Source organism: Enteractinococcus helveticum (genome assembly GCF_001657475.1).
Classification (GTDB): domain Bacteria; phylum Actinomycetota; class Actinomycetes; order Actinomycetales; family Micrococcaceae; genus Yaniella; species Yaniella helvetica.
This window is the reverse complement of record NZ_LXEY01000012.1, coordinates 1-19495: the sequence shown is the minus strand read 5'-3', so window position 1 is coordinate 19495 and position 19495 is coordinate 1. Positions and strand designations below refer to the sequence as shown.

At 58.3% G+C, this 19495-nt stretch carries 19 protein-coding genes and 2 rRNA genes; 18 read left to right on the top strand and 3 right to left on the bottom strand.

Features of this window, described 5'->3' with window-relative positions; all coding sequences use genetic code 11:
* Positions 1–33 precede the first annotated feature (33 nt).
* The 8 genes from A6F49_RS03780 to A6F49_RS03745 all read left to right on the top strand — a co-directional run bounded on the left by A6F49_RS03780 (position 34) and on the right by A6F49_RS03745 (position 6437).
* Complete coding sequence (locus tag A6F49_RS03780; protein ID WP_043057079.1) at positions 34–972, top strand: LysR family transcriptional regulator; 939 nt, start codon at positions 34–36, stop codon at positions 970–972.
* 132 nt (positions 973–1104) lie between these two features.
* On the top strand, positions 1105–1407 hold the full coding sequence (locus A6F49_RS03775; RefSeq protein WP_043057078.1) for an urease subunit gamma: 303 nt from the start codon (positions 1105–1107) through the stop codon (positions 1405–1407).
* 13 nt (positions 1408–1420) lie between these two features.
* Positions 1421–2020 (top strand): urease subunit beta, encoded by a 600-nt coding sequence (locus A6F49_RS03770; protein WP_067605563.1) that lies wholly within the window; start codon positions 1421–1423, stop codon positions 2018–2020.
* Entirely contained in the window at positions 2017–3729 is a 1713-nt protein-coding gene (ureC, locus tag A6F49_RS03765; protein ID WP_043057077.1) for an urease subunit alpha, read from the top strand. The genes A6F49_RS03770 and ureC overlap by 4 nt, the downstream gene beginning before the upstream one ends.
* Before the next feature lie 16 nt (positions 3730–3745).
* Positions 3746–4219, top strand: a complete 474-nt coding sequence (ureE, locus tag A6F49_RS03760) for an urease accessory protein UreE (RefSeq protein ID WP_043057076.1) — start codon at positions 3746–3748, stop codon at positions 4217–4219.
* Positions 4200–4904 carry an urease accessory protein UreF gene (locus tag A6F49_RS03755; protein ID WP_043057075.1) on the top strand — a complete coding sequence of 235 codons (705 nt, stop codon included), beginning with the start codon at positions 4200–4202 and terminating at the stop codon, positions 4902–4904. The genes ureE and A6F49_RS03755 overlap by 20 nt, the downstream gene beginning before the upstream one ends.
* A gap of 25 nt (positions 4905–4929) precedes the next feature.
* Positions 4930–5544: an urease accessory protein UreG gene (gene ureG, locus A6F49_RS03750; RefSeq protein WP_043057074.1), complete on the top strand. Its 615-nt coding sequence runs from the start codon at positions 4930–4932 to the stop codon at positions 5542–5544.
* On the top strand, positions 5541–6437 hold the full coding sequence (locus A6F49_RS03745) for an urease accessory protein UreD (protein WP_052504705.1): 897 nt from the start codon (positions 5541–5543) through the stop codon (positions 6435–6437). The genes ureG and A6F49_RS03745 overlap by 4 nt, the downstream gene beginning before the upstream one ends.
* A 304-nt stretch (positions 6438–6741) precedes the next feature.
* On the opposite strand, the gene A6F49_RS03740 is transcribed toward A6F49_RS03745, so the two are convergent.
* On the bottom strand, positions 6742–7476 hold the full coding sequence (locus tag A6F49_RS03740; RefSeq protein WP_043057073.1) for an Abi family protein: 735 nt from the start codon (positions 7474–7476) through the stop codon (positions 6742–6744).
* Positions 7477–8029: 553 nt separating this feature from the next.
* On the opposite strand from A6F49_RS03740, the gene A6F49_RS03735 reads away from it, so the two are divergent.
* From A6F49_RS03735 to A6F49_RS03685, 10 genes are all read left to right on the top strand, one after another.
* Positions 8030–9115 (top strand): FecCD family ABC transporter permease, encoded by a 1086-nt coding sequence (locus A6F49_RS03735; RefSeq protein WP_043057072.1) that lies wholly within the window; start codon positions 8030–8032, stop codon positions 9113–9115.
* An 11-nt stretch (positions 9116–9126) separates the two neighbouring features.
* The gene (locus A6F49_RS03730) at positions 9127–10125 is read left to right on the top strand and encodes an ABC transporter substrate-binding protein (protein ID WP_043057071.1); all 999 of its coding nucleotides are present in this window, start codon (positions 9127–9129) and stop codon (positions 10123–10125) included.
* The gene (locus tag A6F49_RS03725) at positions 10122–10907 is read left to right on the top strand and encodes an ABC transporter ATP-binding protein (RefSeq protein WP_043057070.1); all 786 of its coding nucleotides are present in this window, start codon (positions 10122–10124) and stop codon (positions 10905–10907) included. The genes A6F49_RS03730 and A6F49_RS03725 overlap by 4 nt, the downstream gene beginning before the upstream one ends.
* Positions 10904–11971, top strand: a complete 1068-nt coding sequence (locus A6F49_RS17240) for a methyltransferase domain-containing protein (protein ID WP_082911573.1) — start codon at positions 10904–10906, stop codon at positions 11969–11971. The genes A6F49_RS03725 and A6F49_RS17240 overlap by 4 nt, the downstream gene beginning before the upstream one ends.
* 84 nt (positions 11972–12055) lie before the next feature.
* A complete protein-coding gene (locus A6F49_RS03710; RefSeq protein WP_201120226.1) occupies positions 12056–12802 on the top strand; it encodes a hypothetical protein in 747 nt (248 codons plus the stop codon).
* Between the two features lie 195 nt (positions 12803–12997).
* The gene (locus tag A6F49_RS03705) at positions 12998–14260 is read left to right on the top strand and encodes an MFS transporter (RefSeq protein ID WP_043057069.1); all 1263 of its coding nucleotides are present in this window, start codon (positions 12998–13000) and stop codon (positions 14258–14260) included.
* A 131-nt stretch (positions 14261–14391) separates the two neighbouring features.
* Positions 14392–14958, top strand: coding sequence for a DUF7010 family protein (locus A6F49_RS03700; RefSeq protein ID WP_043057068.1), 567 nt, complete (start codon positions 14392–14394; stop codon positions 14956–14958).
* Between the two features lie 18 nt (positions 14959–14976).
* Positions 14977–15726, top strand: a complete 750-nt coding sequence (locus A6F49_RS03695) for a hypothetical protein (protein WP_043057067.1) — start codon at positions 14977–14979, stop codon at positions 15724–15726.
* A 44-nt stretch (positions 15727–15770) separates the two neighbouring features.
* A complete protein-coding gene (locus tag A6F49_RS03690; protein WP_043057066.1) occupies positions 15771–17468 on the top strand; it encodes a potassium channel family protein in 1698 nt (565 codons plus the stop codon).
* Between the two features lie 149 nt (positions 17469–17617).
* Positions 17618–17995, top strand: a complete 378-nt coding sequence (locus A6F49_RS03685) for a hypothetical protein (protein WP_043057065.1) — start codon at positions 17618–17620, stop codon at positions 17993–17995.
* Positions 17996–18821: 826 nt separating this feature from the next.
* On the opposite strand, the gene rrf is transcribed toward A6F49_RS03685, so the two are convergent.
* Together rrf and A6F49_RS03675 are read right to left on the bottom strand one after the other, a co-directional pair.
* A 5S ribosomal RNA gene (gene rrf, locus A6F49_RS03680) occupies positions 18822–18938 on the bottom strand.
* 327 nt (positions 18939–19265) lie between these two features.
* Positions 19266–19495: ribosomal RNA gene (locus A6F49_RS03675) — 23S ribosomal RNA — on the bottom strand; the annotation flags it as partial.

The window sequence follows — 19495 nt, the reverse complement described above, 5'->3', positions numbered from 1 at the left end:
CCCAATTCGCCAACACTGCCATATACTCATGATATGACTGGTCGTATGCAACCGATCGACCACTGGAGCAATATCTCGCTATTGCAAATCATCTGTGGGATTGCGGATCATAAGAGTTTGAGTGCTGCAGCGAAGGAATCTGGCGTCGCGCAATCCAATGCATCACGGGCGGTTCGGGTCCTTGAACGCAGGCTTGGTTATGCATTACTTCACCGCTCTCACCGAGGGTCTCAACTCACACAAGAAGGCAAACTCATTGCAGAGTGGGCGCGTGAAGCCCTGGAAGCCCTTGACCGTCTGGCCATCGGAGCTGAAGCCTTGGCTCGCTCCGAATCAGAGGTTCTCACGATTGGGGCCAGCATGACGATCGCAGAACATCTATTGCCTGGCTGGCTCAAAACATTTCGTGCGCGGTATCCGGAAGCCAAAACTCAACTGCGCATTATGAATTCAGCCGATGTCATCAGTGCTGTTGAAGATGGCCGTGTTGGGCTGGGGTTTGTTGAAACACCGGACGTTCCACGCGCGCTGCATTCCCAACCCGTGTGGACTGACGAACTAATCGCGGTCGTGGGTTCGGCACACCCTTGGGCAAACAGCGCAACGACAGTGAGCACGGAGCTTCTGGCGAATACCCCGTTGATCGAACGTGAGCCGGGATCTGGAACGCGAGCTTTTCTCGATTTCTTGGTTGGTACACATCGGCAACCCCCGCTGCTTGAGCTCAACAGTAACTCCGCTATCTGTCAGGCGGTGATCGAGGGCATTGGACCTGCTGTCCTGAGTCGACTGGCTGTAGAAAGTGATGTCCGCGAGGGGAAATTAATTGCCATCCCCAGTGGCGAGAAAAAGCTTGAGCGGCAGCTAACGGCTGTGTGGAAAGACCCGAGCTCGTTGACGCACTTCGCGCAACGATTCATCGACATCGCCCGAACGGGGACAGAGCACCCCGGGACGCAGAATACCCAGTAAAAATCACATGATTCACGCTGTTAACGCTGAGACAAACGTGAGCTTTTCAGCTACGCTTCGAAAGGAAACGAATTGTCATTGAAGCGGGGCTTGTACTCCGGCGACAATCGTCATTAATCGAGAGGATATGCGATGCATTTGACTCCCCGTGAGCAGGAAAAGCTGCTCATCGTCGTGGCCGCAGACTTGGCCCGGCGTCGTCGTGAACGTGGCTTGAAGCTCAACCACCCAGAAGCCGTGGCACTATTGACCGCTGAACTGCTGGAAGGTGCCCGCGAAGGCAAAACCGTTGCAGAACTGATGAATGACGGGGCCACCGTTCTGTCTCGTGAAGATGTCATGGATGGTGTGGCAGAGCTGATTCCGGATGTCCAAGTTGAGGCCACCTTCCCTGATGGCACCAAATTGGTGACCGTCCACAATCCCATTCGATAAGCGAAAGGCCGTCATGATTCCTGGTGAGTACATTCTCAGTAAAGAGCCCATCACCTGCAACGTCGATAAGAAGACCCGGATTATCAATGTGATCAACCGCGGTGATCGACCGATCCAAGTCGGCTCGCACTATCACTTTGCCGAAACGAATCAGCAACTCGAATTTGACCGCTTGGCAGCCCGCGGCATGCGACTGGATTCCCCGGCCGGCACTGCGGTGCGTTTTGAACCCGGTGATGCGCGCAGCGTACACCTGGTCGAGCTGGGCGGTGAACGGATGATCTTCGGATTTCATGACGACATCGATGGTTTTGTCGGTTCCACCGTGTCCATGTTCTCTACCGAAGCCATCGGTGGTTCGGCCGGCTATGACATTGCTCGCGATGCTGATCTGAAGGAACGCCACGAAGAGCAGGTTGAAGCCCAGACCGCCAAGATCGGTCAGGTCGAAGTCGGTGGCACCCAGACTGAGACCACATCTGCGGTGAAGAACTCTCGGGCCACCGAGGAAGAGTATTACGCCAACGACGACGTCCAAACCAACTCAACCGTGAGTGATTCCAAGTCCACCGGTTCTCGCGAGTTTGAACAACATAAGGAGGATCGTTCATGAGTTTTGAGATGAGCCGCAAGCAGTATGCGGAAATGTATGGCCCAACCACCGGGGATGCAATCCGGTTGGCCGACACCGATCTCCTGGCCGAGATTGAACACGACTACACCGTCTACGGTGAAGAAGTCTCCTTTGGTGGGGGCAAGGTCATCCGCGACGGGATGGGCCAAAACGGCCAGATGACCCGCGATGAAGGTATTCCGGATACAGTCATCACCAACGTCGTCGTACTGGACTACACCGGGATTTATAAGGCCGACGTCGCACTGCGTGACGGCCGGATCTTTGCAATCGGCAAAGCTGGTAACCCCCTGATTCAAGACGGCGTGACCATTCCAGTGGGTGTCGCCACCGATGTGATCTCCGGTGAGCACAAGATCCTGACCGCCGGAGCCATCGACACACACGTGCACTTCATTAACCCCGATCAGGTTGGGGTGGCGCTGGCCAATGGGACAACCACACTGATTGGTGGCGGAACCGGGCCCTCGGATGCTTCCAATGCAACGACGGTAACCCCCGGCGCCTGGCACATCTCACGCATGTTGCAGGCCGTGGATAACCTACCAATCAATATCGGCCTGCTGGGCAAAGGCCATGCCAGCTCGATTGACCCGCTCACCGAACAGATTCGCGCAGGTGTGATCGGGCTGAAACTGCACGAAGACTGGGGTGCCACGCACTCCTCGATCGACCGTGCGCTAACGGCTGCTGATCTGCTGGATATTCAAATCGCAATCCACGCCGATACGCTCAACGAAGGCGGGTTCGTAGAAGACACGATCCGTTCCATTGACGGCCGCGTGATCCACACCTTCCACACCGAAGGTGCCGGCGGTGGGCACGCCCCGGATATTATTCGCATGGCCGGACTGTCCAACGTCCTACCCGCTTCGACCAACCCGACCCTGCCATATACCCGTAATACGGTGGATGAGCACCTAGACATGGTCATGGTTGCCCACAACCTGAACCCGGATATCCCCGAAGACGTCGCCTTTGCCGACTCGCGGATTCGTGCCGAAACCATTGGTGCCGAAGACGTGCTGCAAGATCTGGGCGTCTTTTCGATCACCAGCTCCGACTCCCAGGCCATGGGCCGGGTGGGTGAAGTTGCCCTGCGCACCTGGCAGGTGGCCAATGCGATGAAACAACAACGCGGCCGGTTCTCGGATGATCCCAAGGTTGGCGACAACGCCCGACTGAAACGCTACGTTGCCAAATACACGATCAACCCGGCCATCGCCCACGGCATCGCCGATACAGTCGGCTCGATCGAGGTTGGCAAATTTGCTGACCTGGTGCTGTGGGATCCGGCATTCTTCGGCGTCAAACCACAGTTGGTTATTAAGGGCGGCCAAATTGCCCAAGCCCTGATGGGTGATTCCAACGGTTCAATCCCAACCCCACAGCCACGCACGATGCGCTATAACTTTGGGGCCATCGGAAGTGCGGTGCATGAATCCTCGCTAACGTTCCTGCCCACCGCAGCCCTGGAGGACGACGTCCCCGAACGGCTGGGACTCCGGCACTCAATTGCCGAAGCTAAGAACATGCGCGAACTGACCAAGGCGGATCTGAAGCTCAACGGTGCCACCCCGAATATCGAGGTTGACCCCGAAACCTACCGGGTTCTGGTTGACGGCGAGCACGTGACCTCACAACCGGCGGACACCCTGCCCATGGCCCAGCGCTACTTCCTGTTCTAACCTTTGGAGGTTTTGCATGATTATTCATGAAATTGTTGGCAACCGGGCAGACCTGCCCGCCCAGCAACTAGCCGGACTGACCGAAGACCGCGTGGTGCTGGATAACGAGCAACTGCTCAAACGCGTGCAACGTCTTACCACCACCTCCGGACGTGAGCTCGGGCTGCGCCTGGCCAACAATCAAGAACTGCACGACGGCGATATCGTATACCTGGACGACAACACTGTTATCACGGTTCAAGCCGCCCCGGCCGATGTGCTGGTGATTGCGCCAACCGAACTGGAAACCATGGCCTTTGTGGCCCACAGCCTAGGCAACCGTCACCTGCAGGCCCAGTTCTTCGGCCCTGAATCCGAATACGGTAAAGCTGTGATGGTGGTTCGCTACGATCACACGGTTGAAGATTTTCTGACCGATCACAACATCGTCTTTACCCGCGAACAGCGGGTCATGCCGAAAGCGTTCCGTCATGCCGAACACTCCCACTGAGCTCACCGCGCTGCTCACGGTCATGCAACTATCCGACTCGGCCTTACCCACCGGGTCGTTTAGCCACTCGTTTGGCATGGAGACCTATCAGCAGCGCGGGCTGGTCGACTCGGCTGACAGTTACACCGCGTGGGCCACCGGCTACCTGCACCAAATGGCTTATACCGAAGGCCTGGCCACCCGGTTAGCGCACGAAGCAGCCGTTGCCAACGACCACCAGCGTGTGGTCCGCATCGACCAACTGCTCTATGCCTCGGCCATTCCGCAACAAATCCGTGATGCTGGCACCTCCATGGGGCAACGGATGAACACAATCGTCGACGTGGCCATCGAAGAAACCCCAGCACTACGCTGCTACCGCGATGCCATTGACGCCGGCGACGCGCAAGGCCACCCGGGCGTGGTCTTTGCATTAGCTGCAGTCGCAGCGAACGTGCCCGGCGACCAGGCCGTGGCAGCCTACCTGATGCAACTGGGCACCTCGCTGACCCAAAACGCCATCCGATCCATCCCACTGGGACAAAACGCTGGCCAACGTGTGCTGAGCCAACTGCGGCGAGTGGTCCCCGACGTCGTCGATGTGGTCTTTGACCTCGACGAACACGACCTGGGGGCCAGCGCCCCGGGCCTAGAAATCGCACAGATGATGCACGAAACCCAACGGGCACGCATGTTCATGTCGTAAGCCCCACCGAAGGTAAGGAGCAACCATGAAACCAGTACGTATTGGCGTCGGCGGACCCGTCGGTGCCGGAAAAACCCAATTGATCGAACGCATTACCCGCGCGTTGGCCGATGAATTTTCAATGGCCGCGATCACCAATGACATCTACACGATCGAAGACGCCAAAATCCTGGCCGCCAACGGGGTGCTGCCCTTAGACCGGATTATCGGTATTGAGACCGGCGGCTGCCCGCACACCGCGATCCGCGAAGACACCTCGATGAACGAGGCCGCAATCAAGGAACTCAAACGCCGCCACGACGATCTGGACATCGTGTTTGTTGAATCCGGTGGCGATAACCTCTCGGCCACATTCAGCCCCGAACTCGTGGACTTTTCGATGTACATTATCGACGTCGCCCAGGGCGAGAAAATCCCGCGCAAGGCCGGGCAGGGCATGATCAAGTCCGACTTCTTCGTGATCAATAAAACCGATCTGGCCCCCTATGTGGGTGCGGACCTGTCGGTCATGGAAAAAGACTCGCTCGAGTTCCGCGGTGACAAACCGTTTGCTTTCACGAACCTGAAAACCGACGACGGACTCGATGCGATTCTGGAGTGGATCCGCAAAGACGTCATGATGGCAGATCTGGCCCAGTGACACCGAAACTCTCCCTTGACAATCCGGTCGGCCAGCTGCGCATGGTCATCGAAGAGCGCGCTGGCCGAGCGATTGCTCGTCAACAATACTTTCAAGGCGCCCTGCGGGTGTTACGGCCGCACTATCTGGATGACTCCGGGCAGGTGTCCTATACGATCGTCAACCCCGGCGGCGGGTATCTGGGTGGCGACGTGTATGCGATCGACATTGAAGTCTCGAGGGGCACCTCGGCATCATTGACCAGCCAGTCGGCAACCAAGGTGTATAAAACCCCTGACGAGCCGGCCTATCAGCACACCGTGTTCCGTCTCGGTACCGATGCGGTGTTGGAATACGTGCCGGATCAGCTCATTGCCTACCGCGATGCTCACTACCTTCAGGACACCGTGGTCGAAATGGAGCCATCGGCCAGTTATCTGAGCACCGAAATTGTGACACCGGGATGGGCCCCGGATGGCACGCTATTCAAATACGATCGCCTGCACTTGCGTCACGAAGTTCGCATCAGTGGGCGCCCCATGATCGTGGACAATCTTATTGTCCGGCCCGACGACGAGACGTCACCCATTGAGTCCATGTTGTATATGGACGGGCGCACCCATTTGGGCTCACTATTGGCCGTGGATGCTCGCATTGACGCCGAACTTGTAGCAGCATTGCGTGAAAAGATTACCTGCGCTCTCGACGACGTTGGGACCATGACGCCGGCCAACCAGCCAAACCGCGTGATTCCTGAACCGTTGTTTGGGATCACGTTGCTTGATGGCCCCGGACTCGCCGTGCGTGTGCTGGGTACTTCAACCGAACAAATCACCGCGGCACTCTACGCCGTGGTCAATGACCTGCGAGCGCGCTGGCGGGACCAAGGCCCCATCCATTTGCGCAAGTACTAGCTTCGGTGACGTCAGAACGCTATCTCTGTGGTCATGAGAACATGGTCATCGTGCCAAATCAATTATTCCGATGCCGTTGGTCTCCTCGATAGAGCCAGAGAATTTCGGTAGCTACACTGTGAACGAAGCCATTGAAAACGCGCTCACCGTGGTTGTTTCTTTGCTGACTTCCACAAGTTTAGTGACCCGTTTTAGGTGTGCGGCCTATCGAATTGGTACAGGATGTGCTGGGCCACGGCGGTCTATTGGCCAGAGGTTGGGCATAAAATTCGCACAGAGGACTGTTTGTATGGCCGTGGACTCTCTACCAAGATTTCCTTGGGTCTGCTTTAGCCAAGGGTCGGAGAGTGTTAGAACCCATAGCTAACGTGGGGAAATCCGGATTGATGAAAGATAAGAGTTTCAAAGAGCCGTTAAGCCTGGCCGAAATATCAACTTCAAGCAAATTGTCATGGTGAGCCACCCGGTTTCTCAGCCTACGAACACTCTCTAACTGACGCCCGACTTGCTTGCGCCCTCTGTCACTTTGCTCAGCATATGCAAAAGCTTTACTTAAACATTCTTCCCACAGCAGTTTCTGGTTGTTTTGACTAGCGCTACCTGGTGCCATGACAAGTCTGCTCCACGAACCAAACATGAGCTGAGCAATAACGTCGTCATGGTTCGGAGTTATGCCTCTACGTGGGTGCCCATCCGGCCGGAACCTAGCTTCCTTTCGTGCAGCTATGCGGGCTTTCCCAAGACTATCTTTCAAAATTGCATAGACAGGCTGAGCCGCTTCGCCCTCAGCAGTCCAGTCAGCAGAGAATAACACACCGCTACCTTTTGGTTGCGTCGCGTTCCATTTTCGCAACTGCACATCTATGGAGTTCCGCACCGCGACTTCAATATATGAGATGTGGTAATGCCACGCGCTAGAAACACGGGCGCTCCATTCATATAATTCTGCTGCGCGCTCTTTATCTCCACTAGCAGCGTCAAGATATGTCTTATATCGCGCACTCCCGAGCATGTGGGAAAGAGAATTTATGGCTGACATGCGATTTATGCTATACTACGTAACAGAGCGCTGGGCTAGGACCAGCGCGTATATTCCGGTAATCCCTCGTCTAAGACGGGGGATTATTTGTTTCCTCCACAGTTTCATCACCAGCAGAGCTAACCGACTAGTTCTTCCGCTCGGTTCTATACACCCGCCACAGTCTAACTGACCCCATAAATTCCCCATAATGTAATCGACCGACGTGTGAAAGGGTCGACGAGTCAAGATCAGAGCCACTGCGCGAGTGACGGCAGCAGCGTCAGTTGCGTCACTGGTCTCGGTCGGTCCCTGTAGATATGAATCCGGTCTATCCCCGCAGCTCTGGCTCGTCGTAGTGCCGAGAGCCGCTCACCATCCACCATTCTTGGTGCGTAATCCAAAGTGCCACGCTTACCCCGTTCTGCCTGGTCAATTGGTTCAGTCGTCAATTTATAGGACTTCGAGTCGTCAGTTTAGAGGCTTTTGAGTCGTCAGTTTGTAGACCAAGCACGTTCGAATATAGCCATGCAGACAGCGTGCCAACGAGCACCCAAAATGCTAATGTGTCCAGGTGGACACATATCAGGCCGAGACGATCGTAGACGATGACGTGTTGGGCGTGAATCGCCAACGACGTCACGCCCTTACCTGGATGCTCGCCCTGGTCGCCGCCACACTGGCCAGCCTGATTCTTGGTGTGGCTATCGGCGCCGTCTACGTTCCACCCGAGCAGATTGTTGGGATTCTCGGGCATCGCATCCTCGGGCTACCCTCCGGTTCTTGGACAGCGGCAACCGAAGCCATCGTCTGGGATGTCCGACTCCCGCGCGTCATCCTGGGCCTCAGCGTTGGTGCCGGACTAGCGATCTGCGGTATGGCGTTACAAGCCATGGTGCGCAATATGCTGGCCGACCCCTATCTGCTGGGCATCAACTCGGGCGCGTCAACAGGGGCCGCTGCAGCCATCCTGTTCGGTGTCGGAGCCGGCTTGGGCGAACACGCTCTGCAAGGGAGCGCCTTCTTGGGCGCACTAGCCGCTTCGGTGCTGCTGTACAGTATTGCGCGCAGTGGCGGACGGGTCACCTCGGTGCGCTTGCTGCTGGCCGGGGTGACCGTCGGATACGCCCTGTATGCGCTTACCAGTTTCTTGATCTTTGCTAGCGGATCGGCAGAGGGCGCCCGCTCGGTCATGTTCTGGCTGCTCGGTTCGCTCGCTTTAGCCGACTGGGGCACGCCGTTGTTGACCGTCGTCGTCATCACCGTGTTCACCGCCGCGGTGCTGACCCTGTTTGGTCGCAGTGTGGATGTGCTCGCCATCGGCGACGACACATCGCTGACCCTGGGTATCAGCCCCGAAAAACTCCGCACTGTCCTGCTCGTGCTGGTCGCCCTGTGCATCGGAGTGCTCGTCTCGGCCTCGGGCAGTATCGGCTTCGTCGGGCTGGTTGTCCCCCACTTGGCCCGCCGCGCCGTGGGTTCAACCCACTCGCGTGCTTTCCCGGTGGCTGCGCTGATGGGCGGGATCTTACTGATCTGGGCTGACCTGGTGGCCCGCACCGTGCTGGCTCCCCAGGAAATCCCGATCGGCATTCTCACCGCCATGGTCGGGGCACCATTCTTGCTGATCCTGATCCGCCGACTTCACGCCAACCGATAAAGGAGCTACCCGTGACACGTGCTATCCGACCCCCTGTTTACAAGACAGGTGCTCTTGGTCTCGCTGCCGCACTGATCCTGAGCGCTTGCAGCAATCAGCCGGCAGCAACCGACCCAGCAGCAGCTGCAGGTTATCCGGTCACGGTGGAAAACTGTGGCGACGAGATCACCTTCGACGCCGCCCCACAACGGCTTATGCTGCTGAAATCCGCTTCGGTACCGGCACTGCACGAACTGGGCGTTCTGGACCGCGCGGTGGCTCGTGCCGGCGCATTCCCTCAAGCCTATTTCGACGACGCCACCCTGGCCGAACTCGACGACATTGCCCAGTTGACCTCCGACGTCGATGCAACCGGGCACCTGCAAATCTCACGAGAAGTGGTCATCGCCCAAGAGCCCGACCTTGTGTTCGGTGAAGTCGAAAACCTGTCGCGCAACAGTCTGGCCCAGGTTGACATCAACCTGCTGGAAGAACCCGCTTTCTGCTCGACGAGCCCGGACACCAAACCCGACTTCGAGAGCATCTACGACCAACTTCGCCTCTACGGCAAGGTATTCGACAAGCCTGATGAAGCTGAAACCTACATCACCGAGCTGCAAGATCGGGTGGCAGCCGCACAAGCCGACGTCGCCGAGAACGAAAACCGCACCGCAGCGGTGCTCTACCCCACCGTCGGCGGCGGCACCACATATGCCTACGGCACCGGATCCATGGCGCACCCGCAATTGGAGGCCGCCGGTTTCACCAACGTTTTTGAAAACACCTCCGAGCGAGTCTTCGAAGTGTCCTCTGAACAACTACTGGGCCTTGATCCCGACATCATCATCCTGCTGCACACCGACGGCGACCCGGCCGACGTCGAAAATGCACTGCGCGACCTGCCCGGTGCAAGCGATCTGACCGCTGTGAAAAACGACCAGGTCATGACCCAACTGCTCAACTTCACCGAACCCGCCACCCCGCTATCCGTGACCGGGCTGGAACACATTGTCGAAGAGTTTCAGCCATGATCACCGGCCACAACCTCACCTACGCATACGGTGCTCACCGCGTGGTCGACGACGTTTCCCTGACCACCGCACCTGGCCGTGTGCTGGGACTGATCGGGCCCAACGGCTCGGGCAAAACCACCCTGCTACGCTTGCTGCACGGCGCCTTGCCACCCCAGGCCGGCAGCGTAACCATCAACGAGACACCCCTGGAACAGCTCAGTCCACGGCAAATCGCTCAGCAACTGTCCGTCGTCGTCCAAGAATCCGAGTCCGACACCACGATCACCGTGGGCGAGATGGTACTGCTGGGCCGTGCCCCCTATCTGAAACCATTTGCCCGCACCAAACCCTCTGACCACCGTATTGCTGCCCAAGCCCTGGAGCGCGTCGGGGTGGCACACCTGGGCCACCGAATATTTGCGAGCCTGTCGGGCGGCGAGCGCCAACGGGTGCTGATCGCCCGTGCCCTGGCTCAACAGGGCCAACACCTGTTACTGGATGAACCAACCAACCACCTGGATATCCGCTACCAACACGAAATCCTCGCCCTGGTCCGCGGCCTGGACGTCACCACGCTCATTGTGCTGCACGATCTGAATTTGGCCGCCCAGTACTGCGATGAACTCATCATGCTCGACCACGGCCGCATCGCCGCAACCGGCACCCCAGACCACGTGCTGCAACCCGAGCTGATCGAGCGCGTTTATGGCATTCACGCGGCACGCCACCGACTCGGCGGCCACCTACAACTGTCGTTTAGCCTGCACCCGGAACTGGCCCAGAAAGGTCCACTTCGATGAATATTCAAGCCAGTATCACCCGCTACTGGGACGGTCGTGCCCGCGCCTACGACGCCCACCAACAACGCTCCGACCGCCACGACGCCGACCAAGCCGCCTGGACCCGCGCCCTTGTCCACGCATTGGACGACGACGTAACCGACGTGCTGGATCTGGGCACCGGCTCGGGCTACCTGGCGTTTCTGCTGGCCGACCTTGGGTATTGCGTTACGGCAACCGATCTCTCGGCGGGCATGCTAGCAGTCGCCGGTGAACGCGCCCAACGTCGGGCCACCAACGATCAACACAACCCCGTCTTTGCGCTCGGCGACGCCATCGCACCGGCCTTTGCACCCGAAAGTTTCGATGCGATCACCAACCGGTATGTCATGTGGACGCTGCGCGACCCTTTGGCCGCCCTGTTGAACTGGAAGAACCTGCTGCGCCCCGGGGGACGACTGGTCATCGTGGATGCGCCCTGGTTCCCCAATGGCCTGGAAGCCAACACCACCGAGGGTTTCGTCGACCACTACGGCGGCACCATCGCCAACGAACTGCCCCTGGCACAGGCCCGCAGCATCCAAGACACCGTCGCACTCGTTCGCCAAGCCGGGTTTCACCGCGTGACCGCTACCCCGCTGACCGAGATTTTTACCCTCGACCAGGCCGCCGGGGTCGCGCCCGGGCACCACGTGCAGATGCAGCACATTATCACCGCCACCAAAGCCTGCGCCGTCGACGCCGGAACCGACCACGGAATGATCGCCGAGGCCGCCGTGGCTCGCATGGAACCCGAAGTTGACCAGTGGACCACCGCATTTGCCGTGTGTGCGGACCCCACCCGGCTCAAACTCCTCATCGCCCTGCATGCGGCTCCGGAAGCCACCGTCACAGAACTCGCCGCAGCCGTGGACTCCACCCCCAACGCCGTCACCCAGGCGCTTCGAAAACTCTACGACGCCGGCATCACCGAACCCCGAACACAGGGCCGGCACCGGCGCTGGCGGCTCATCGACCGGCGCATCCACGAACTGCTCCACCACGTAGCCGCCCCACACTCGGACCTGCATCCTGAACACCCCTAACCGTTTTGGTCTCTATCATGGGAAGCACCCTGGTGAGCAGAACCAAGCATTTCGGGACCGAATTTTTGAAGGTGGAGGAACAGCATGCTGCATGCAGTGCGACATGGCATCGTGATCGGATGTGCCATCTTGCTCATCGCCGGGGTGATTTGGATCGATGTCACCACCACGATCTGGCAGGAACTGGTCATTGTCTCTGGCCTGGCGGCCGGGGTTGTGACCTTCTTATTGACGACGTTATTTCTGGATCGATTCGTCCAACGCGCCGCCCAGCGACGTTGGGCACCGGTGACCCGCCTGGCGCTCACCGAAATTTTGCACGAGTTGGCTGATGACCAACACAGCGAGCCCAGCCGAGGTCATATCGAGCCCCGACAGCTCCCCACCCTGGACCCAGATGCTCATGCAGCTCAACTTTTAGCTGATACGCAAGCGCTTCGCCAGACGGTTGCAGACGAGGGCCGCCAAGTCGCCACGATGCTTGGCACGTGGTGGGATTTCCTGTCAGCACTGACCGATAATGAGCAACTCATCCGGCACATCGCTGATGTCACTGTCCTCTTTGAACAGGTGCGCGATCTGTCCTTGGACGTGGATAAGACGCTGCAAAAAGCTTCCCAAGACGACGTCCTGCCCGAAGAGTCACAGCACTCGCTGGCGCAACTCAATACGCACATATTGACCTGCAATGAGTCCATCGCCCACATCGTTGCGGAACTATCCCAACGCCTGTCGAACGATCCCGCGACGCTAAGTCAAGAAGCCCAACAAACCCTTTCCCGCCTGCGCCGACGCCAGGGCACCCGGCATCACCGCCGTGCCAAAAACTAAATCGCCCTGGGTTGTTCCGGTTTCTATACGGAGGTCAGGAGCATGAGCCTGGGTCATATTGATAGTCGACTTCGACTTCGGCCGGGCAGGCATAGATCAATTCGGTCTTATACAGGCCGTTGACACTTCCAGCTGCTCAAATGCGGCCCGGTAGGGTGTAACCACCATCATCGCCCTACACAGGAGCCCTTGTCCTTGACCACCGTTGCTGAAACCATCACGCCCCGTCGACAACAACAGCTGCACCGTCGCACCCTGACCACCGTGCTGATTAGTCAATCGTTTGGTGGGGCCGGGCTGGCCGCAGGCATTTCAGTAGGCGCCCTGATCGCTCAGGACATGCTTGGCAGCGACGCCCTATCCGGCCTCCCCACGGCGCTGTTTACCCTGGGCGCTGCGCTGACTGCATTCATTGTGGGGCGAGCCGCCCAACGCTCTGGACGCCGCAAGGCACTGGGTTTCGGATTCATCACCGGCGGGATCGGCGCCATCGGCGTCGTGGCCGCCACTCACTTTGTCAGCCCGGTGCTGCTATTTCTCTCCCTATTCATGTACGGGGCAGGCACTGCGACCAATATGCAAGCCCGCTACGCCGGCACCGACCTGGCTCCGGCCAACCGCAAAGGCACCGCCATCAGTACGGCCATGGTAGCCACCACCATCGGGGCGGTCGCCGGGCCCAACCTCATTGAGCCCCTGGGCGGCCTGGCCGAACGCTTCGGCCTGCCAACGCTCGCAGGACCGTTCTTACTGGCGGCCGTCGCCTACATCACCGCCGGTGTCATCCTGGTGACTATGTTGCGCCCCGACCCCTACCTGGTGGCCAAGCAGCTTGAAGCCCAAAACAATCCACAAGCTGACACCATCACTCCCAAAACACCGGCCGATAAACCTTCAAGGCTCGTGCGAGTCGGCGCGTTAGTGCTGGTCATCTCGCAGGTCGTCATGGTCGGGATTATGACGATGACGCCAGTGCACATGCGCGCACATGACCATTCCATGGGAGCTATCGGACTGGTCATCGGACTCCACGTTGCAGCAATGTGGCTACCATCGCTGATCACCGGACCCCTGGTCGACAAAATTGGCCCACGGATCATGGCCATCTCGGGCGGTCTGACCTTGTTGGCATCCGGGCTGGTGGCCGCGTTTGCACCAGGAGAAAGCCTTTCCGCGTTGGTACTCGCGCTGGTGTTACTTGGCATCGGTTGGAACGTTGGCCTCGTCTCGGGCACCACGCTGGTCGTTCATGGCACTCAACCAGAAACTCGAGCCGCCACCCAAGGCAGCATTGACGTCTGGTATCAAATTTTCGGTGCAGGCGCCGGGGTGTTCTCAGGTGTACTCATGAGCGCTACTGGATTTGGCATCGTCACCATTGTCGGCGGCATCCTTGCCCTGATCATCATTCCCGCAATTGCACTGGCACCGAGGCTCCACGCACGAACAGACGCCTGATAATAGGTGTGGGCATTCCCTTGGGTTGGCATTGACTTCAGTGCCGCTACTCAACTTGGTGTTAGATGCACACTCAGTGCACAAAGTGTCGTTAGAATCGACCGTGCCCATCCAATACTAAGTGAGACGACATGACAACCGCCCTAGCCACCTCTGCAGAAGGCTTATCGCACCTGCGCCGTGACATCAGCCAGCGAACCGGACGAGGCCTCAACGCCATCGTCGCCGGGATCCTGCTGTGGACCACTTTCACGATCCTGGGCACGCTGATCACCGACACAGACATTCTGGCGCTGGTCTACGTTTTTGGCGCAGGAGTGCTCTTTCCACTCAGCTTGCTCGTGGCCAAACCTCTCCGACTGGACCCGTTTGCAAAAGGCAACCCCCTGGGCGTACTAGCCGGGCTGCTGGGTGCTGCCCAAATTTTATTCGTTCCCCTGATGATCGGTGCAACCCTGGCCGTGCCAGCTATGGTCCCATGGTTCCTAGCTGTGCTGGTCGGGGCACACTTTTTGCCGTTTAGTTGGGTCTACGACAGTCGCGCCTACATTTTCGCTGCAGTATCCATCCCGATAGTCGTTGGGCTGATCGCCTGGCTATTGCCAAGCACTGTTGCTCTCACCGTTCCAGCTTCTGTTGCGGTCCTACTTATACTCACCGCAGTGCTGCTGCGCGGGGAAAACACCCAGACCAGCTAGTCGTCTTGCGCCAGGGCCGTGCTGGGGGCCGCATTTGTGCTCCGGGCGGTCGGCGATATGGCCAAAGTCGGCGGCGGCACCCTGGGCTGGGGTTTCGGTATCCTCGCGCTCTGGGTCATCAATGGCTTATTTACCCAAGCCATGCTTGACGCCGGCGATACGATGCCGTCCGAACTCCAAGCCGTCTTCAGCACAGAGCAACTGCTGGATGGGTATATCAGTTTTCTGGGTCCTTTTGTGGGAATGTTGGTTACCGCCTACGTCGTCTATGCCGTCCAAACCCTACGCACCGAAGAACACTTCGGCCATGCCGCAGTCGTACTCGCCACCCCGGTGAGTCGTCCCGGCTGGCTTAGCGCGCACGTCACCGTAGTGGCAATCGGTGCCCTACTGATCTTGGTGGGCACCGGGATCGCTGCGGCAGCGGTGACCCGCAATGGTGCCCTGCTGGGCGACGTCGTTGCCTCACATCTGGCCGCTGCCATTCTCGCGGTGCTGGGGCCGGCGGCTGGCTGTTTTGGGGTGGTCCCGCGAGTCATGACCCTGGTCTGCTGGCTGGTGGTGGCGGTGATCGCGATCGTGGATTCATTCGCCGACCTGTTGGATCTGCCACAGTGGTTCCGCGCCCTATCACCATTGTGGCACCTGCCCACAGTGCCGGTGGATGACTTCGCCCTGCTGCCAACTGCCGTGTTGTTGGGCATCGCCGTCGTCATTGCTGGCATTGGGCTGTGTGGATTCCGACGTCGTGAAATCAACGTCAACTAGCGCGGTACTGCGTTGTCCCAATAAGAGAGTACGATAAGTCCACTATGCAATACTTTTCTGGCGAATCGCAGGTCCTCCCGGCCCAGCAAAAGCGTCGCCGCACTCGGATGTTGCTGTGGATAGCGCTGGGCGGAATAGCATTACTGTTCAGCTACAGTGCGATCTTTCATTGGCTCATGGCGCGCGAGGGCGAAACTCACGACTGGAGCACAGCACTGTATTGGACTATCACCACGATGTCCACGCTGGGCTATGGCGATATTACGTTTGATTCTGCAGCCGGCCGCTTGTTTTCCATGGTGGTCTTGGTCAGTGGGGTCCTCCTGCTGTTGGTGCTGCTGCCGTACCTCTTTATCCAATTCGTGGTAACACCCTGGATTGCTGAGCGTGACAGGGCTCGAGTGCCTCGTAGAGTGCCCGACAACCTGCACGGGCACCTGTTGTTAGTGGGACTTGATACCGTCAATCGCACGCTGATCGCTCGGGCGAAGCGCACCAAAACCCCCACGGTGGTGCTCGTGGATGATCCCATTGAAGCCAGTCGTCTGAAAGACGAGGGCTATCAGGTGATGGTCGGCGCTTTGGACTCCCCGATGACCTACCGTAAAGCGGGGGTTGACCGTGCGCGGATGGTTGTGTCGACACAGGCCGATACCACCAACACCAACGTGGCCTTCACCGTGCGTGCCGTCAGTGAAGACGTGCTGATCACCGTCACGGCTGATAAGAAAGCGTCGCACGACGTGTTGAAACTGGCTGGCGCTGATCACGTGGTGCAACTCAGCTCGACGCTGGGCACTGAACTGGCCAATCGGATCCTCGGCACCACCGGTCGGTCTCATATTATTGATGCGATCGGTGAAACCTATGTAGCCGAAGCTGCTGTGAAAGGCACCAAACTGGTTGGCCAAACTTTGGCACAGGCCCAGGCGTGTATCCGATCTGAAGCACAGATTTTGGCAGTCATGCGTCGCGGGCGGCTGGTGCGGCTGACCCCGGATTCAATCCTTGACGAGGGCATGGTCGTGATCATAGCGGGCAGCCGAAACGACCTAGAGGTCTACGATGACCAGTTCCAAAACCCGCAACAACGTGAAGGCCCCGTACTGGTGCTCGGTGGTGGAAGGGTTGGTCGTGCCGTAGCTGAGACCTTCGAAAAATCCCGCATCCCCTACACAATTGTCGAACAAGTTCCGTCTCGCGTTCCCAAGCACCTGAACTTTATCGAAGGCGATGCCGCCGATCTCGAGATCCTCGAGCAGGCCGGCCTCCACGACGCCTCCGGGGTGGTAATCACCAGTCATGACGACGACCTCAACGTCTATCTCACCCTTTACTGCCACAGGCTGCGCCCCGAATTACAGGTCATTTCTCGTGCAAGTTCAGAGCACAACGTCGCCACGCTATACCGAGCCGGTGCCGACGGCGTCTTGTCCTATGCCGCTATTGGTGCCACCGCAATGTGGAATAAACTCGGCAATTCTCATCGCGTGCTCATCGCCGAAGGCAATGAGCTGTTCACCGTGCCCCTACCGCGAGCTTCCCATGGCATAGCGCTGCGAGACGACAACATCTTGGCAAGAACGGGTTGCCACCTCGTCGGTGCGTTGGATTCGGAGAATCGTTTACTTCCTGCCACGAACCGCGTCTGCGGCGAGGAAACCAATACCTTATTATTACTAGGTGATCGGCACGCCGAACGTACTTTCCGGCGCACGTATTTAAACGCCGCCAAGAGCTGAGGCGCCAGGTAGCCACGCTGTTCCACCGAAAACCTCATCCATTCCACTCGCTCAGGCATACCAAATCTTGACACGCGTGGGATAATGAAGTTATGAGAGTCGCGGAGCATGCGGCCTCGCTGCTTCCGCGACCACTCGGAAGGAGTATCATGTCACGCGTCAGTGTTATTTTCGGTATTGTGCTCATCCTGGTGGGTGGTGCCGCCTACGGCATGACGTCGCCGGCCACCTGGATCGCACTCATTCCCTCGATGCTCGGCTTCGCGCTTGTTGCCTGTGCCGTCCTTGACCTGTTGAGCGAAATCGCCGGCACCATTATCGGACTCATCGTGGCTCTGGTTGGTCTGGGTGCAACGTTCATGCACGTCATGGACCTTGGCACCCTGTTCGCCGGGACGGCGGCCCAGCCCGCAATCGTTATCACCAGTACGATCACGTGGGTGTTGTTGATAGCCTACGGAGTGTTTGCGATACGCAGCCTAGTCTCCGCCGCCCACGCCTACCGGCATCCAGCAGTAACGGTGTAGTCAAACATTTCCAGTATGTGCTGGGCCAGCGCTGCACGCTGAACAGGCGTCAGCGCTGGTTTATGCACGGAATCATGCAACCATGACCCATCGGCTAGCACCTTGACCAAATTCCGCACTGGGGTGACGTTTCGTGGGATCGGGCCGACGTTGGTCGAAGATCGTGCCCTATCACTGTGGGTCCGCATAGGCCAGGTAAAAACTCACGCAGGGGTATTCACGTGAGGATAGATCGGACTCTAGTAGACCAGGGGACCATCCCGTCAAACAGGAGATCTAGGGAAAGTCTTCGGAGGTCCAGCAGACAATGCACCTTCGGTCGGCCTCAGGGCAAATGCCGCCGACACTATCAACTACGAGATAGCTACACGTATCGGCCCAATCGTTCAGCACGTGTATATGGAGGATTAGACACCTGAACCGTGAAGGGGAAGAATCCATCACTTCCCAGGTGCTCTTGATGCCTGGAAAACGACCAGCCTAAAACTTCGGATCGATGGCCAAAGGACTAAGCTTCGTGTGTGCAGAAGTAGTTGGCACTGATAACGGGTGGTCATACCGGACGTCTGTTGTACTAGGAACCGGCCTGAGAGTGATCAAATCCAGTCAACCGCCGTGCGACGAACCGGATATCCCAGATCACGCTCGGCATTGATTACAGACTGTATGTGAGAAACACTCAGTCATAGCACTGGAGGATACCGTGCTCACGCTCACCATCCTGCGACGCAGCGTCATGCCTCGATAACGCACGAGCGCCATGCAATTTCGTGTGCTTAAATGCCAGACCCCTGACACGGGGTGTCAGGGGGTCTGGTGAATGGTTGTCCGGCGGTGTCCTACTCTCCCACACCCTCCCGGGTGCAGTACCATCGGCGCTGTGGGTCTTAGCTTCCGGGTTCGGAATGGGACCGGGCGTTTCCCCCACGCTATAACCACCGTAACCCTAGCCCACCAACCACTGCGCTGGCAGTAGCCGGGGAAACTTTGTGGGGTCACGCACCCCGGAACCCGGGGTGATGTGGACCTCTATGTTGTTATAGATGTTGCTTTTGGACGCGGCCCGCACCCAGGGTGTCTGGGTGTCGGGTGTTGTTGCTGGAACCGTATAGTCGACGCGAGCACGCTTGCAATGCTTGTGGATCGTGGACGTTGTTGTTGTGTACCCATGCTGTGTTTGCCCCATCATTGGTTGTGGTGGGTCGTGGTGGGCCTTTTGCTGCCCACCGCACACACCCCGTTCCGGCATTGCTACCTGAAAAAGTAGGGTGTGGGTAAGTCTTTGGTGTATTAGTACCGGTCAGCTCCACACATCTTGAGTCTGTGCTTCCACATCCGGCCTATCAACCCAGTCATCTCCTGGGCACCTCATAAGGAGAATTCATCTTGAAGCCGGCTTCCCGCTTAGATGCTTTCAGCGGTTATCCATCCCGAACGTAGCCAATCAGCCATGCACCTGGCGGTACAACTGACATACCAGCGGTTCGTCCGTCCCGGTCC